General features: G+C 69.4%; 12 protein-coding genes. 4 read left to right on the forward strand and 8 right to left on the reverse strand.

Translation table 11 applies throughout. The features are described 5' to 3' along the window. Positions 1-208: 208 nt before the first annotated feature. Entirely contained in the window at positions 209-1,240 is a 1,032-nt protein-coding gene (locus GD1_RS15745) for an NAD(P)H-dependent flavin oxidoreductase (protein ID WP_059038133.1), read from the reverse strand. A 28-nt stretch (positions 1,241-1,268) separates the two neighbouring features. Then, positions 1,269-2,231 (reverse strand): GlxA family transcriptional regulator, encoded by a 963-nt coding sequence (locus GD1_RS15750; protein ID WP_059038135.1) that lies wholly within the window; start codon positions 2,229-2,231, stop codon positions 1,269-1,271. A gap of 82 nt (positions 2,232-2,313) precedes the next feature. Here GD1_RS15750 and GD1_RS15755 point away from each other — a divergent pair, with 82 nt between their 5' ends. The 4 genes from GD1_RS15755 (at position 2,314) to helR (ending at position 6,825) form a co-directional block, all read left to right on the forward strand. Then, positions 2,314-2,568 (forward strand): hypothetical protein, encoded by a 255-nt coding sequence (locus tag GD1_RS15755; protein ID WP_020790628.1) that lies wholly within the window; start codon positions 2,314-2,316, stop codon positions 2,566-2,568. Between the two features lie 37 nt (positions 2,569-2,605). After that, a complete protein-coding gene (locus tag GD1_RS15760) occupies positions 2,606-3,292 on the forward strand; it encodes a FadR/GntR family transcriptional regulator (protein WP_261978073.1) in 687 nt (228 codons plus the stop codon). Between the two features lie 140 nt (positions 3,293-3,432). Further along, on the forward strand, positions 3,433-4,557 hold the full coding sequence (locus GD1_RS15765) for a CynX/NimT family MFS transporter (RefSeq protein WP_082366068.1): 1,125 nt from the start codon (positions 3,433-3,435) through the stop codon (positions 4,555-4,557). 72 nt (positions 4,558-4,629) lie between these two features. Then, positions 4,630-6,825 carry an RNA polymerase recycling motor ATPase HelR gene (gene helR, locus GD1_RS15770; protein ID WP_059038171.1) on the forward strand — a complete coding sequence of 732 codons (2,196 nt, stop codon included), beginning with the start codon at positions 4,630-4,632 and terminating at the stop codon, positions 6,823-6,825. Here the strand turns inward: helR and crtI are convergent. The 6 genes from crtI to GD1_RS15800 form a co-directional block, all read right to left on the reverse strand. Continuing rightward, complete coding sequence (crtI, locus tag GD1_RS15775) at positions 6,818-8,434, reverse strand: phytoene desaturase family protein (RefSeq protein WP_059038137.1); 1,617 nt, start codon at positions 8,432-8,434, stop codon at positions 6,818-6,820. The two genes, helR and crtI, sit on opposite strands and share 8 nt — an antisense overlap. Continuing rightward, positions 8,431-9,348, reverse strand: coding sequence for a phytoene/squalene synthase family protein (locus tag GD1_RS15780; RefSeq protein WP_059038139.1), 918 nt, complete (start codon positions 9,346-9,348; stop codon positions 8,431-8,433). The genes crtI and GD1_RS15780 overlap by 4 nt, the downstream gene beginning before the upstream one ends. Further along, entirely contained in the window at positions 9,348-9,899 is a 552-nt protein-coding gene (idi, locus tag GD1_RS15785; RefSeq protein ID WP_059038141.1) for an isopentenyl-diphosphate Delta-isomerase, read from the reverse strand. The genes GD1_RS15780 and idi overlap by 1 nt, the downstream gene beginning before the upstream one ends. Positions 9,900-9,968: 69 nt before the next feature. Beyond that, a complete protein-coding gene (locus GD1_RS15790; protein WP_059038142.1) occupies positions 9,969-10,316 on the reverse strand; it encodes a hypothetical protein in 348 nt (115 codons plus the stop codon). Positions 10,317-10,421: 105 nt separating this feature from the next. Then, positions 10,422-11,639 (reverse strand): VWA domain-containing protein, encoded by a 1,218-nt coding sequence (locus tag GD1_RS15795; RefSeq protein ID WP_083534265.1) that lies wholly within the window; start codon positions 11,637-11,639, stop codon positions 10,422-10,424. Beyond that, positions 11,636-13,882, reverse strand: coding sequence for a DUF5682 family protein (locus GD1_RS15800; RefSeq protein WP_059038144.1), 2,247 nt, complete (start codon positions 13,880-13,882; stop codon positions 11,636-11,638). Before GD1_RS15800 ends, GD1_RS15795 begins: the two co-directional genes overlap by 4 nt. Positions 13,883-13,885: the final 3 nt, after the last annotated feature.

Consider the following 13,885-nt stretch of genomic DNA (forward strand, 5'->3'; position numbering starts at 1 on the left):
TGGCCACCCCATTTTGCAACAGCCCCCTATCGGCTCGGTCCCGGCTCAACCATCGAATAATGTTGCAGCCAAGGGCAATTGGTCCCCAAAAAACAGGCACCCCACGATGGTTGAGCCGACAAGGAGCGAAGCGACGAGTCGAGTCGAAACCTCCGCCGGCCGAACTCGCCAGCGCAACCACCACCGCGACGCCGAGACGCCCGAGCAGTCAGCCCCTACGGGCGTCGGCCCACAGGGTCGTGATCACCTCGGCTGCCGGTCCGGTGGGCGCCGATCGGAAGGCGTGCCCTGCCCAGAGATTCAGGTCGTCGGCGTCGTCTGCCGCGGCGGCGGCCTTGCGGAGCGGACTGGTCAGGTGGTGCAGCGCCGGATACTCGGCGGGAGCCGACGGCGAGTACGTATCGGTGAACCGATTCCGTAACGCCTGGGCATACCGCCCCGAGAAGCAGCGGGTGACAACGGTTTCGGTGAACCGCGGATCGCGTAGGGCGGCGCGATGGGTGGGCTTGGTACCCGCCTCGTCGGTGTCGAGCAAAGCCGTACCCAATTGCACCGCACTCGCACCCGCGGCCAAGGCGGCGATGATCGCCGTACCGTCGCCGATCCCCCCGGCAGCGATCACCGGAACATCGCTGCGGTCCACCACCTCTCGCACCAACCTCACGGTGGGTGTCGTATTCGGCACCGCATCGAGGTCGAGCGTCCCGCGGTGGCCACCGGCCTCCACACCCTGTACGCACAGCGCGTCGACACCCAGGGCCACCGCCCGATCGGCGTCGTCGGGATCGGCGACGGTGCTCACCACGAAGATCCCGGCATCGTGCAATCGAGCCACATCCTCCGCGGACGGCAGACCGAAGGTGAACGACACCACCGGCACCCGATGCTCGATCACCAGATCGAGTTTCGTGCGGTAGCCGTCGTCGTCCACCTCGACGATGTCGGGCAGGTCGATTCCGTACCGGTCGGCCAACGGCCGCAGCGACTCCCGATACTCCTGGACTGCGACACGGTCGCGGACCGGGAGTCCGGGGACGAAGATGTTGACGCCGAACGGCGCACCGGTGGCGATCCTGACGTCCGCGATCTGCCCCGCCAGCACACCGGGGTCGGCATATCCTGCGGCCAGAAAGCCCAGTCCGCCAGCATGATTCACTGCGATGGCGAGAGCGGTGGTGCTGGGCCCACCGGCCATCGGCGCGGCGACGACCGGGATCTCGAGATCGGACAGTTCGAACATCTCATGCCCCTTTGCATGGAGAGCGCACTCAGGCGCGGGCCGCCCCGGACGCAAACCGCTTCCGGTAGACCAGCGGCGCCACACCCACCGACGCCTGGAAGTGATGACGCAACAGCGTCGCCGACGCGAAACCCACCTTACGCGCCACCTCTTCCACCGGAATGTCGGTGGATTCGAGAAGACTCTTCGACTGCATCACCCGCTGCTCGGTGAGCCAGCGACGCGGCGACAGCCCCACCTCGTCGACGAAGCGCCGGGCGAAGGTCCGCCCCGACATGTGCATCCGTACGGCGAGATCGTCCACCGAGATGTCCTCGTCGAGATGGCCGACCATCCAGTCGAGCAGTTCGCCGAAGCCCTCGTCGGTGCAGGTGGGCACCGGCGCGTCGACGTATTGCCGTTGGCCACCGTCACGATGCGGTGGCACCACCATACGACGGGCGATCCGGTTGGCGAAAGTCGGTCCCCACGCCTCGCGCACCAGGTGCAACGAGGCGTCGATCCCGGCCGCGGTGCCCGCGCTGGTGGTGACCGGCCCGTCGTCGACGAACAAGACGTCGGTGTCGACCTCGGCGCGGGGATACATCCGCGCCAGCCTCGCCCCGTAACGCCAGTGCGTCGTGCAGCGTCGACCGTCGAGGAGTCCGGCGGCGCCGGCGACGAAGGCACCCGAGCAGACGGTGAGCACTCGGCCACCGTTGTCGACGACCGCCCGCATCGTCTCGAGGATCTCCTCGGGATAGTCGTTCGCGATGCTTCCGCCCGGAATCGCCACGAGGTCGACGTCGCGACAATCCTCGAGGGCGTAGGGGGCGGCGACGGTCACGCCGTTGCCGACGTTCAGCGCGTTCCCGGGAGTCGGGGACGCGACGCGGAAATCGAACGCCGGTACCCCGTCGTCGGTGCGATCGAGTCCGAAGACCTCGCTGAGCACGCCGAACTCGAAGAGTGCGACGTTGCCGTGGAGGAGCACACCGATGGATTTCAACACCCACCCAGTATGGCAGAAACTTTGTGGATATTGGCGTGACTGCCACTGGTGGCAGAAAGTTATCGCCCGGATGATTTCTGTCATGAGCACCGCATTCACCGCCACCCTGACCATCGCCCTGACCGTTCTCGTCGTCGTCCCCATCGCCGCCGTCGTCTACCGCACGCACCGAAAGGTCGGCGACCCCCACCCGATCCCGCTGGGCCATCTCGCGGGGATCGCCACCCGTGCCCACCGACCCCACGATCACCGCCCCACCTGGCACGACGGTCCGGACGCCGACCGGATCGCTGCCGAGCTGGCCACCCTGCGGCAGTACCGCAAGGACGGGTCGTGAACCCGCGAGCGTAAACATGGGATGTTAGGCTCTTTCGGTGCCGTTGATCACCCCTCCCGCGCGGACCAGCTCGCTCGTCGTCGACCGGATGAGTCAACTGATCCGCGACGGCCAGTGGCCGATGGGGACCCGCATCCCGTCCGAACCCGAACTCGTCGAGCTGTTCGGCGTCGGCCGCAACACCATCCGCGAGGCCGTGCGTGCCCTCGAACACGCCGGGCTGCTCGCCCCGCGCCGCGGTGACGGCACCTACGTGTGCGGACGCAATCCACTGGCCGGAGCCATCTCGCGCTGCACCCCGGATCCCGAGATCACCGACCTGATCACCACCCGGCGCGCACTCGAATCAGAAGCCGCGGCACTGGCCGCACAGCACGCCGACGCCGACACCGTCACCGGGCTGAAGGCCCTGCTCGCCGACACCGTCGCGGCCCTCGACGCCGGGGACGTCGAGCGGTATGCGCTCCTCGACCTCGAGTTCCACAGTGCGGTGGTCACGGCGTCCCGCAACCCTCTGCTGATCGAGCTCTACGACGGCATCGGCGAGGTGATGCGGCGCAACCACCGCGATCTGGCCGACGCGACCAGCGGGACCGGACACCCCCGCGGACACCACGACGTGGTCGAGGCCATCGCCGACGCCGACCCCGCCCGCGCCCGCGACGCGGTACACCGCTACCTCGAGACGGCCCTGGACGTCACCGCGCGGGACGCTGCCCGGTGACGGCCACCGGCAACTCCCCCGACACCGGTCGCGCTCACCCCGACATCACCGAGCCCGACATCACCGCCGCCGGTATCACCGCCGGCACCGGCCCCGGGGGTCGCAGCAGCCTGTTCACCGTCTTCACCGCGGTGGCGATCATGCTCGTCGCCGCCAACCTGCGCCCCGCGGTGGTCGCGGTGTCGCCGTTGCTCGACGAGATCACCCGCGACGAGGGCTACAGCAGCGCCATGGCCGGGATGCTGACCACCCTGCCGGTGTTGTTCTTCGGCCTGGTCTCACCGCTCGCCCCACCACTGGCCGCCCGGTTCGGGATCGAACGGACCGTGTTCGGCTCGTTGCTGCTCCTGATCGTCGGCTCCCTGCTGCGCCTGATCCCCGACACCGCCTGCCTGTTCCTGGGCTCCGCGGTGGTCGGCATCGCGATCGGCATCTGCAATGTCGTGCTGCCCGCCCTGATCAAACGCGACTTCGCGCACCGCTCCGGCCTGATGACGGGCCTGTACTCGATGACGCTGTCGGGTGGTGCCGCGGTGGCCGTGGGGGTGATCGTGCCGATCAACCACGCATTCGACGGCAACTGGCGGATGAGTCTCGCGTCGTGGGCGATCCTCGCCGTGATCACCGCATGCTGCTGGCTCCCGCAGCTGACGCGGCACCGACCGGAGACGGTGGCGCGACGAGGATCGTTGTACCGCAACCCGATCGCCTGGGCCATCACCATCTTCATGGCCGCCCAGTCGCTGATCTTCTACACCTTCAGCGCCTGGCTGCCCACGTATTTGATCAGTGAGGGCCACACCGCGGCCGCCGCCGGCACCGTGCTCGCGATCGGGCAGACGGTGGCCCTGTTCGCCTCGCTGATCGCGCCGATCATCGCCGGCCGGTTCGCCGATCAGCGGGTGATCACCCTGGTCGCGGTGGCGTTCACCGCCGTCGGACTCACCGGGCTGCTCACCATCGGTCACGTCCCGGTGCTGTGGACCATCCTGACGCTGGTCGGCCCGGGATCCTCGATCAGCCTGGTCCTCTTGTTCATGGTGCTGCGCAGTTCCTCACCCCAGCAGACCGGGCAGGTGTCGGGGATGTCGCAGTCGATCGGCTATGTCCTGGCCGCACTCGGGCCGTTCGTCACCGGCGCGCTCCACGATCTCACCGGGTCGTGGACGATCGCACTCGGGATGCTCGGGATTCCGGTTGTCGTCCAAGCATTGTCGGCGTGGTGGGCGGCGCGGGACGTGAAGATGGACGAATACTCCCACTGATCTTCCCCTTTCACTGTAACGCGAGGACCGGGGCTTGCGGCAAGGGCCCGTCGGCGTCGCACAATGGGCGCCATGATCTCGCGCGCCACCGGCGCTCCCGGTTCCACCAGCACCTTCGACCTCCCCGACTCCCTGGGTCACAAGACCGCACCCGAGCTCGTCGCCGACGACGACCGTCACCTCACCGCCGTCGCCGATTGCCTTGCCACGTCGATCCGTTCACTCGAGGACCGTCTCGCCGCGCTACGTAGGCAGGCCGGTGGCGGCGGACGGCGCGCCGTCGACCGCGACCTGGAGATCCACCAGACCACCGATCGGCTGCAGTCGCTGCGTCGTCACCGCCAGGATCTGTGCCTGGGCCGGATCGTCCCCGCCGACGGCACCGAGCCGGTCTACATCGGGCGAATCGGACTGACCGACACCGGCGGTCGGCAGTTGCTCGTCGACTGGCGCACCCCGATGGCCGAACCGTTCTTCGCGGCCACCGCCGCCCGATCGATGGGTCTGGGCAGCCGCCGCCGGTATCGGTGGGCGCACGGCCGGATCGTCGACTACTGGGACGAGGCCTTCGGCGAGCGCACCGACGGGCTGGCCCTTGACGACGATTCGGCTCTCATCGCAAGCCTCGAGGCGGCCCGCTCACCCCGGATGCGGGACGTGCTCGGCACCATCGCAGCCGACCAGGATGCCATCATCCGGGCCGGCAGCCACGGCGCGCTGATCGTCGACGGCGGCCCGGGAACCGGTAAAACCGTTGTCGCCCTGCACCGTGCGGCCTCTCTTCTCTATGCCGACCCCCGGCTCGGCGGGAACCGGGGGCAGATGCTCGTCGTCGGACCACACGAACCGTATCTCGCCTACATCTCCGACGTTCTGCCGGCGCTCGGCGAGGAGGGCGTCCGCACGTGCACCCTGCGCGACATGGTTCCCGAGGGCGCCGATGCCGTCGACGAATCCGATTCCGCGGTGGCCGGTCTCAAGGCACACCTCGATCCGCTGACGACGATCGACGCAGCGATCCGGTTCTATCAGCAGCCACCGGCCTCGCCGACGACCATCGACACCCCGTGGGACGAGGTCACCATCACCCCGGCGGAGTGGGCCGCGGCCTTCGACGCCGCCGATCCCTCGGTGCCCCACAACGAAACCCGCGAGGACGTGTGGGATGCCCTGGTACAGACGGTCCTCGACAAGCACGCCGACATCGATTCGGGGGTCGGGCAACTGGCAGCGGCGGTGAGCGGCAACACCGATCTGCGGAAGGCCTTCGCCCGGTCCTGGCCGGTCCTCGACGGACCGACCCTCGTCGCCGATCTGTGGGCGGTGCCCGCCTTTCTCGCGTACTGCGCGCCGGCACTGCCTGCCGACCGGCGTCGCATCCTCGAGCGTCCCGAGGGTTCGCCGTGGACCGACGCCGACCTGCCGTTCCTCGACCTCGCACGCCGCGGACTCGGCGATCCGGACTTCTCCCGCAAGCGCCGGCGACGCGAGACCGCGCTCGCCGCGCAACGCGCCCAGATGGATCAGGTGGTCGACGATCTGCTCGCCGCCCACACCTACGACGACGGCGAGGGTCTCGCGTCGATGCTCCGCAGCGAGGATCTCCGGGAGGTGCTGATGGACGAGTCGGGAATCGATGAGCCCCATCGGGATCCGCTCGACGCGACTTTCGCCCACATCGTCGTCGACGAGGCCCAGGAGCTCACCGATGCGCAGTGGGCGATGCTCGTCTCCCGATGCCCCACCCGCAGCCTGACCATCGTCGGGGACCGGGCACAGGCACGCCACGGCTTCACCGAATCGTGGTCACAGCGACTCACCCGGATCGGCCTGTCCGACATCACCCTGGCCGGCCTGAACGTCAACTACCGCACGCCGGAGGAGATCATGGAGGTCGCCGCACCGGTGATCCGGGCGGTGCTGCCGGACGCCAACATCCCCACATCGATCCGGCGCTCACACATACCGGTGACCTATGGTCATGTCGCCGAACTGGATTCGACCCTCACCGGATGGCTCGCCGACAACCCGGAGGGAACCGCCTGCGTGATCGTCGAACCCGAGGCGGCCGATGCGGTGCCCACCACCGCCCTACCGGATCGGGTGCGGTCGCTGACACCGGAGCAGACCAAGGGACTCGAGTTCGACCTGGTGGTGCTGGTCGGTCCGGCCGAGAACGCCGGGATCACCGCCGCCGTCGACCGCTATGTCGCGATGACCCGAGCCACCGCCCGCCTGGCGGTGCTCACCCTGGACCGGATCAGATGACCTCGGGGCCGGGAGAAGTGTCTCCGCGCAACCGCTTCCGGACCAGCTGCGCCGAGATCAGGCACATCGGCAGTCCGATGCCGGGACGGGTGCTGCTGCCGGCGTAGAACAGGCCGTCGACCTTGCGGGAGATGTTGTCGGCACGGAAGAACGCCGACTGCCGCAGGGTGTGTGCGGGACCGAGGGCACCGCCGGACCACGAGTGGACGTCGTCGACGAAGTCCGCCGGCCCGGTGGTGCGGCGCACCACGATTCGCTCGGCGAGGTCGGGAATGCCTGCGCGGTCGGCGATCCGGGCGATCGCGGCGTCGGCGATCCGCTCGACGGCCGCGGCCCCGGTCCCGTCCGTCCCGCCGTGCCCGAGGGAGGGATCCGCCGGCATCGGGATCAGCACGAACAGGTTCTCGTGGCCGTCCGGGGCGACGGTCGCATCGGTCGCCGACGGCCGGCACACATACAGCGACGCCGGGTCCGGGATGCGGGTCGGCGACCCGAAGATGGCGTCGAAGTTGGTGTCCCAGTCGTCGGTGAAGAACAGCGAATGGTGGGCCAGTTGCGGTAGCTCGCCCCGGACGCCGAGGAACACCAGCACCGCACCGGGCCCGGAGGTGTGCCGGTCCCACCATGTCTGCGGGTAGGTCTGCAGATGCCTGGGCAGCAGGCGGGTCTCGAGGTGGTGCAGGTCGGCGGCACCCACCACGATGTCGGCGTCGACCCGACGGTAGGTGCCGTCGGCAAACCGGACGTCCACACCGCTGACCGTCTCGCCCCGTCCCCATGGCACCCGTCCCCAAGGCCCCCGTCCCCATCGCACCCGGCCCCGGCGTTCCTGACGCCGTGTGCCGATCGACAGGACCGTCGCCGAGGTGTGTATCCGGACCCCACGACGGCGGGCAAGCCGTTCCAGTGCATCGGTGAAGGTGATGAAACCACCTGCGGGATAACGTACTCCGTCCTCGAGATCGAGGTGGCTCATCAGGTGGTACATCGCCGGGGCACGCCCCGGTGAGGAGCCGAGGAAGACCGCGGGATAGCCGAGTACCTGCCGCAGGCCGGGGTCGCCGAAACGATCGGCGATGAAGGCACCGAGGCTCCGGCCGAGCAGTACGGCCAGCTTCGGCAGGTGGGCGAGTACCTCCGGTGCGGTGAATGACCGGAGGGTGTCGAAGTTGGTGTAGAGGAAGCGGTCGACGGCGATCCGGTAGGTGTCCCGCGCCGATGCCAGATAGTCCGAGAGTGCTTGGCCTGCACCGGCTTCCCGACCATCGAAGATCGCAATGTTGGCCTCGGCGCCGGCCGCCACGGTCAGCGGCGGGGCGTCGTCGAAGAACACCCGGTATCCGGGGTCGAGGGTGACCAGGTCGAGTTGCTCGGCGACGGAGGTGCCGAGCAAGGCGAAGAAGTGCTCGAACACCTCGGGCATCAGCCACCACGACGGTCCGGTGTCGAACCGGAATCCATCGTGCTCCCACGAGCCCGTACGACCACCGAGGTCGGGGTTCTTCTCGAACACCTCGACGTCGTGACCGTCCTCGGCCAGCAGCGCCGCGGTCGCCAGACCCGCGACCCCACCACCGATGATCGCTACCCGAGAACCGTTGTCACTCATCGTTTTCCGACTCCACCGACACTCTCGACCGGCATCCCCCCACGGAACACCACACGGGCTGCGATCCGCAGTTTGACCGGCCCCGACACCCGCACCCGGCGGCGCGCGGCCACCCGGGCCGGCGTGGCCCGCAGTCTCGCCGACAGCTCGGCGAACAGATCGTGGGCCACGCACACGGCGATCCGGCTGTCGGCGGGCAGCCGCGGGATGATCGTCGCGGCCGCGGCGAGGTCGGCGTCGACGTCGTCGAGCCAGGCCCGCCACACCGCCTCGTCGGGATCGGCCGGGTCGAGATCCACCAGATAGCCGCGCCCGAGGTCGGTTCCGTCGACACCCAGATCACGCAGGAAGTTGACCTTCTGGAATCCGGCCCCGAGCCGCCGGGCGCCCTCGGACAGCTCACGGTAGACGGTCTCCGGCTCGGGCAGTTCGGCGACGAACACCCGCAGACACATCAGACCGATCACCTCGGCCGACCCGTGGATGTAGCTCTGCAAGCTCGCGGTGTCATGCGGTTGCGGGTCGAGATCGGCGCGCATGGACGCGAAGAACGGTGTGATCAGGGAGCCGTCGATCCCGGTTCGACGTGCGGTGCGGGCGAAGGCATGCACGATCAGGTTGGTGCTGGCACCGGACCCGATGGCGTCGAGGGTCTGCGCCTCGAGATGGTCGAGCGCCAGGCGACGCTGGGCGGCGTCCTGGTCGGGCCGCGGTGCGTCGACGATCTCGTCGGCGACGCGGACGAGTGCATAGATGTTGCGGACGTCGCCGCGGATCTGCGGGGCGAGCAGTCCGCTGGCCAGCCCGAACGACGACGAGTAGGAGCGGATGACCAGCGCCGCACTGGCATCGGCGACCGCGTCGTAGCGGTCGGCCGGCCGCGCGTGATCGACGCGGGTCCTGCGCAGTCCCATCAGTTCTCCCGCGTGGCCGCCCGGTACGGGTCCTCGGCGGAACCGAGTGCGTCGACCTGATCGACGAACCACGGGCTGAGCAACCACGGACTGTGCTCGGCCACCGCCCAGATGTCGGCGATCGGCGTCCACGCGAACTCCATCACCTCGTCGGGGTCGGGGCGCACCGTGCCGACCGGCCGGGCCAGATAGACCGGGCACACCTCGTTCTCCACCACGCCGCTCGCATCGACGGCGCGGTAGCGGAAGTCCGGCAGCACGCAGCAGAGATCGGCGATCTCGACGCCCAGTTCGCGGACCGCATACCGGTGCACGGCGTCGTCGAAGGACTCCCCAGGGCGCGGATGTCCGCAGAACGAGTTGGTCCACACCCCCGGCCAGGTGCGTTTGACCAGTGCCCGCCGGGTCATCAGCAAACGACCCTCACCGTCCACCAGATGGCATGAAAAGGCCAGGTGAAGTGGGGTGTCGGTGGTGTGCACGGTGGTGCGATCGGCGGTTCCGACGGGGTGTCCGGCGGGGTCGACGAGCACCACGAGGTCCTCGGTCATCCGCGTTCTCCTCCGCTCGGTACGCCCGCCCAGTCTACGGGCGGGGGTCGGCGGGGACGAAAGCGCAGGTCAGGTGGGCAGCGAGTCGCCCGGGAAGCCGCGTGCAGGATGGACGTCGAAGGTGAACACCCCGGCCTGGACGCCCGGGTCGTCGGACATCAGTGCGGTGGTCTCCTCGACGGAGCGGTCGAAGATCCCCACCCCGCAGACATCGGTGGCGTCCTCGACCGGCATCACCACCGCGAGTGCACCGGCGGCGCGCAGCGCGAAGTTCCGTCGGCCGTGCTCCCAGATGATCGGCTTCGCCTCGGGCGAACCGTACTCGGGGCCCTCACGGAGGATGACCACCGAATAGTGACGGGCCATGGGGATCATGGTATCCATCTCTTCGTCGGTGATCTCGGGCAACTCGGACATCTGCGGGTCCTTCCGGTGCGACGATGCGGCGGCTTCATTGTCGCGCGAGACATGCGCCGCCGGGGCCCGAACCGGCTGGTAGGTGACGCCGATCGGCCCTGCCGGTCAGTCGTCCATGCCGCGGCGGGACAGTTCGTTGGCATCGGCCCAGCCGACGATGTCGCCCCGGCTGATCGCGACGGCGAGCAGGTCGGGGAAGGCATCCGGGGTGCAGGCGAACACCGGGACACCCATCGCGGCGAGGTCGCCGGCGATCTCCCGGTCGAAGGCGGGCGCACCCTCGTCCGACAGCGCGAGCAGTACGATCACCTGCACGCCGTCGTCGCGCATCTGGTGGATCCGTTTGAGCATCTCGTCGCGCACACCGCCCTCGTACAGATCGGAGATGAGCACGAAGATGGAATCGTCGGGACGGTCGATGAGCCCCTGGCAGTAGGCGATCGCACGGTTGATGTCGGTGCCGCCGCCGAGGGTGGTGCCGAACAGCACGTCCACCGGGTCGTCGAGTTTGTCGGTGAGATCGACGACGCTGGTGTCGAAGACCACCAGCGATGTGCGGATGGCGCGCATCGTGGCGATCACCGCCCCGAAGATCGACGCGTAGACGATCGACGCCGCCATCGACCCGGACTGGTCGATGGCGATGACGATGTCCTTGCTGACACGCTGCGAGCGCCGCCCGCGGCCGACGAGCCGTTCGGGCACGATGGTCTTCTGTTCGGGCAGGTAGTGGCGCAGGTTGCGGGCGATCGTGGCATTCCAGTCGATGTCGTGCAGCCGCGGGCGGAGGGTGCGCGCCGACCGGTCGAGGGCGGCCCCGAGGGTGCTGCGGGTGCGGTCGGCGATGCGGCGTTCCACCTCGTCGACGACCTTGCGGACCAGCGCCCGCGCCGACGCCTTGGACTTGGCCGGGATCGCGCGGCCCAGACCGATCAGCATGGTGACCATGTCGATGTCGGGTTCGACGGCGTCGATCATCTCGGGTTCGGCGAGCAGGGCATGCAGGTTGAGCCGCTCGACGGCGTCACGCTGCATCACCTGCACGACGGTGGTCGGGAAGTACTCGCGGATGTCGCCGAGCCAGCGGGCCACACCGGGTGCCGATCTCCCCAGTCCGCCACGGCGATCACCGGACTGGTCGTAGAGCTTGCCGAGGGCGCCGTCCATCGCGGTGTCGGCGCCGGACAGGGTCGTCAGCGAGTCCTCGGCGGCGGCACCGAGGACCAGCCGCCAGCGCCGGTCCCGGTCGGTGGTGTCCCGGTCAGTGGCGGTGTCCCGGCTGGTGCTGCCGACGGGGGTGTCGGGGTTCTCGGGTCGGGTCATGACAGTCCCAGCAGGTCGGCGACGACGGCGACCGCGGGGGCGGCCAGTTCCCGGTCGAAGGCGGTGGTCGGAGTGGCCGGGGCGGCCCGGCCGTCGAGGTTGGCGACCCGGTCGCCGATGTTGCGGCGCACCGACGGATCGAACACCCCGAAGGTGCGTCGCAGCAGCGGCAGGACGTCGACGAAGTCGCGTTCGGCGAGGGTGATGAGCCAGTTGTCGAGGATGCCGAGCAGTTCACGATCGTGCACCAGCAGCAGGCCGCCGTCACCGAGGAATCCTTCGATCCACCGGGCTTTCGCGATCGGGGTGGCGCCGCCGGAGAGGGCATAGGTGAGCCGGTCGGCGGCCTCGGTGGCAGCGATCTGCCCGCCGTCGAGCAGGAGTCGGGTGACGCGGCCGAGCAGCAGGCCGTTCACATCGTGGCGTGCGGCGAGTGCGGTCAGCGCAATGACCCAGCGGGTGCGGTCGTCCGGATCGAGCAGGGCGACGGTCTCATGGACGGCGTCGAGGCGGGTCCTCAGTTCGGCGGCGGCGTCGTCGCCGAGGCCGGTGACCGCGGCGGGCAGTCCCGCGCAGATCCGCACCAGCAATGCCGAGGCGACGGTGCCGAGTGCGGTGACGTCGGTGCCGCGGACGTCGCCGTAACGGCGGGCGCGTCCCAGTGCGGGCAGCGCCGCCATCAGGTGTTCGACGTCGTGGTCGATCGCGGCGCGGTCGGCGAGCGCGGTGAGCACGGCGGGGAGCGCCTCGGCGAGATCGGCGAGCAGAGCCGCCTCGAGCGCCCCGGTGATCTCCGCCAGGGACGCACCCGACGCCGCCCGGTCGGTGATCCGTGCGGTGGCCGCCGCCGTCACGGTGGTCCCCCACACCGACGCCATGACCACCTCGACGACGAACTCGGGCTTCCAGGTGAGGGTCCAGCCCTCTTTGAACGTGCCGCTGCCGGTGACGTCGCGGGCCACACCCCATGGGATGCCGATGATGCCCAGCCGGTGCAGCAGCACCGATTTCGCACGATCGACCGGCCGCCGGAGGTCGACGTCGATCTCCTTGGCCCGCGGATCCTGTTTGAGCCGGGCCGATCTGGCGCTCGCGGTGAGATCGGCCTGCAGCGGCACCACCGGCGCGTCGGCGGGCACCTCACCCAGCCGTTCGCCGATCACCGCCTCGCGGTACATGAGATCGGCGAGCCCCGAATCGCCCTGACACATCACCGCAAGGGTGGCCTCGGAGATCTCGGCGAGTCCGGCGAGTGGCCGGCGGCGCATCACCGCGAGCGTCTCGGCGAGGCGCACGGTCTCGATGATGTGCGCCGAGGAGACGTCGATGTCCTTCTCCCGCAACAGATCGGCCTGGTGGATCAGCCAGCGCACGACGACGTCGTCGGACGTGGTGAACAGGTGGTGATACCAGCCGGGCGAGATCACCCCGGCGCCGTATCCGCTCGCGCCGGCCAGCCGCGAATGGGTCCACGGCACCCAGGCGAGCTTGGTCCGCAGCTTGGGCATGCCCTTGAGCAGCTTCGCGTCGTGGGCGGCCGGTGGCAGTTTCCCGGCCAGCGCCGGCGCATGCCAGGCGCCACAGACGATCGCGACCCGTTCCACCCCGGGCAGTTTGAGCGTCTTGCGCAGGATCTGGCGCATGTGGGCTTCGCGGCGCAGGTCGTGGCCGTCCTCACCGAGCTCCCCGATCTCCTGGCGCAGCGCCCCCATCGCCTCGGTGATCGCATCGAAACCGCCGCTGTCACCGCGTGTTTCGACGACGTCGTCCCACCAGCGTTCCGGGTCGTCGTAGCCGGCCGCCGACGCGAGCAGGGCGATCGGGTCGGCGCGGGCGATACGGGCGGACTCGTCGGCGGGCTCGTCGAACAGGTCGGTCTGTTCGGCGGGTTCGGGTTCGGCCGGGTCGCGTTGCGGCGTGGCACGATGGGCGAGCGTCTGCGCGGCGGGCAGGTCGCAGAAATGTACCGGCACACCGGCTCTCACGGACCAGCGCAGCGCCTGCCATTCCGGGGAGAACTCGGCGAACGGCCAGAACGCCGCGGTGCCGGGGTCGTCGGCGGCGTAGGCGAGCAATGCCACCGGTGGACGCAGATCGGGATCGGCGACCGTCGCGATCAGCGCGTCGGCGTCGGCGGGGCCCTCGATCAGCACGGCGTCCGGGCGCAGGCGGTCGAGCTCGGCCATCACCGCACGCGCCGATCCGGGCCCGTGGTGGCGGATGCCGAGGACGCGGGGTGTCATCGC

The organism is Gordonia desulfuricans NBRC 100010 (assembly GCF_001485495.1).
GTDB lineage: Bacteria > Actinomycetota > Actinomycetes > Mycobacteriales > Mycobacteriaceae > Gordonia > Gordonia desulfuricans.

Excerpts from the sequence above, each read along its gene's own strand:
- GD1_RS15745 (WP_059038133.1), bottom strand. The coding sequence starts at position 1,240 with ATGTTCGAACTGTCCGATCTCGAGATCCCGGTCGTCGCCGCGCCGATG.
- GD1_RS15755 (WP_020790628.1), top strand. The coding sequence starts at position 2,314 with ATGAGCACCGCATTCACCGCCACCCTGACCATCGCCCTGACCGTTCTC.
- GD1_RS15765 (WP_082366068.1), top strand. The coding sequence starts at position 3,433 with ATGCTCGTCGCCGCCAACCTGCGCCCCGCGGTGGTCGCGGTGTCGCCG.
- helR (WP_059038171.1), top strand. The coding sequence starts at position 4,630 with ATGATCTCGCGCGCCACCGGCGCTCCCGGTTCCACCAGCACCTTCGAC.
- crtI (WP_059038137.1), bottom strand. The coding sequence starts at position 8,434 with ATGAGTGACAACGGTTCTCGGGTAGCGATCATCGGTGGTGGGGTCGCG.
- GD1_RS15780 (WP_059038139.1), bottom strand. The coding sequence starts at position 9,348 with ATGGGACTGCGCAGGACCCGCGTCGATCACGCGCGGCCGGCCGACCGC.
- idi (WP_059038141.1), bottom strand. The coding sequence starts at position 9,899 with ATGACCGAGGACCTCGTGGTGCTCGTCGACCCCGCCGGACACCCCGTC.
- GD1_RS15790 (WP_059038142.1), bottom strand. The coding sequence starts at position 10,316 with ATGTCCGAGTTGCCCGAGATCACCGACGAAGAGATGGATACCATGATC.
- GD1_RS15795 (WP_083534265.1), bottom strand. The coding sequence starts at position 11,639 with ATGACCCGACCCGAGAACCCCGACACCCCCGTCGGCAGCACCAGCCGG.
- GD1_RS15800 (WP_059038144.1), bottom strand. The coding sequence starts at position 13,882 with ATGACACCCCGCGTCCTCGGCATCCGCCACCACGGGCCCGGATCGGCG.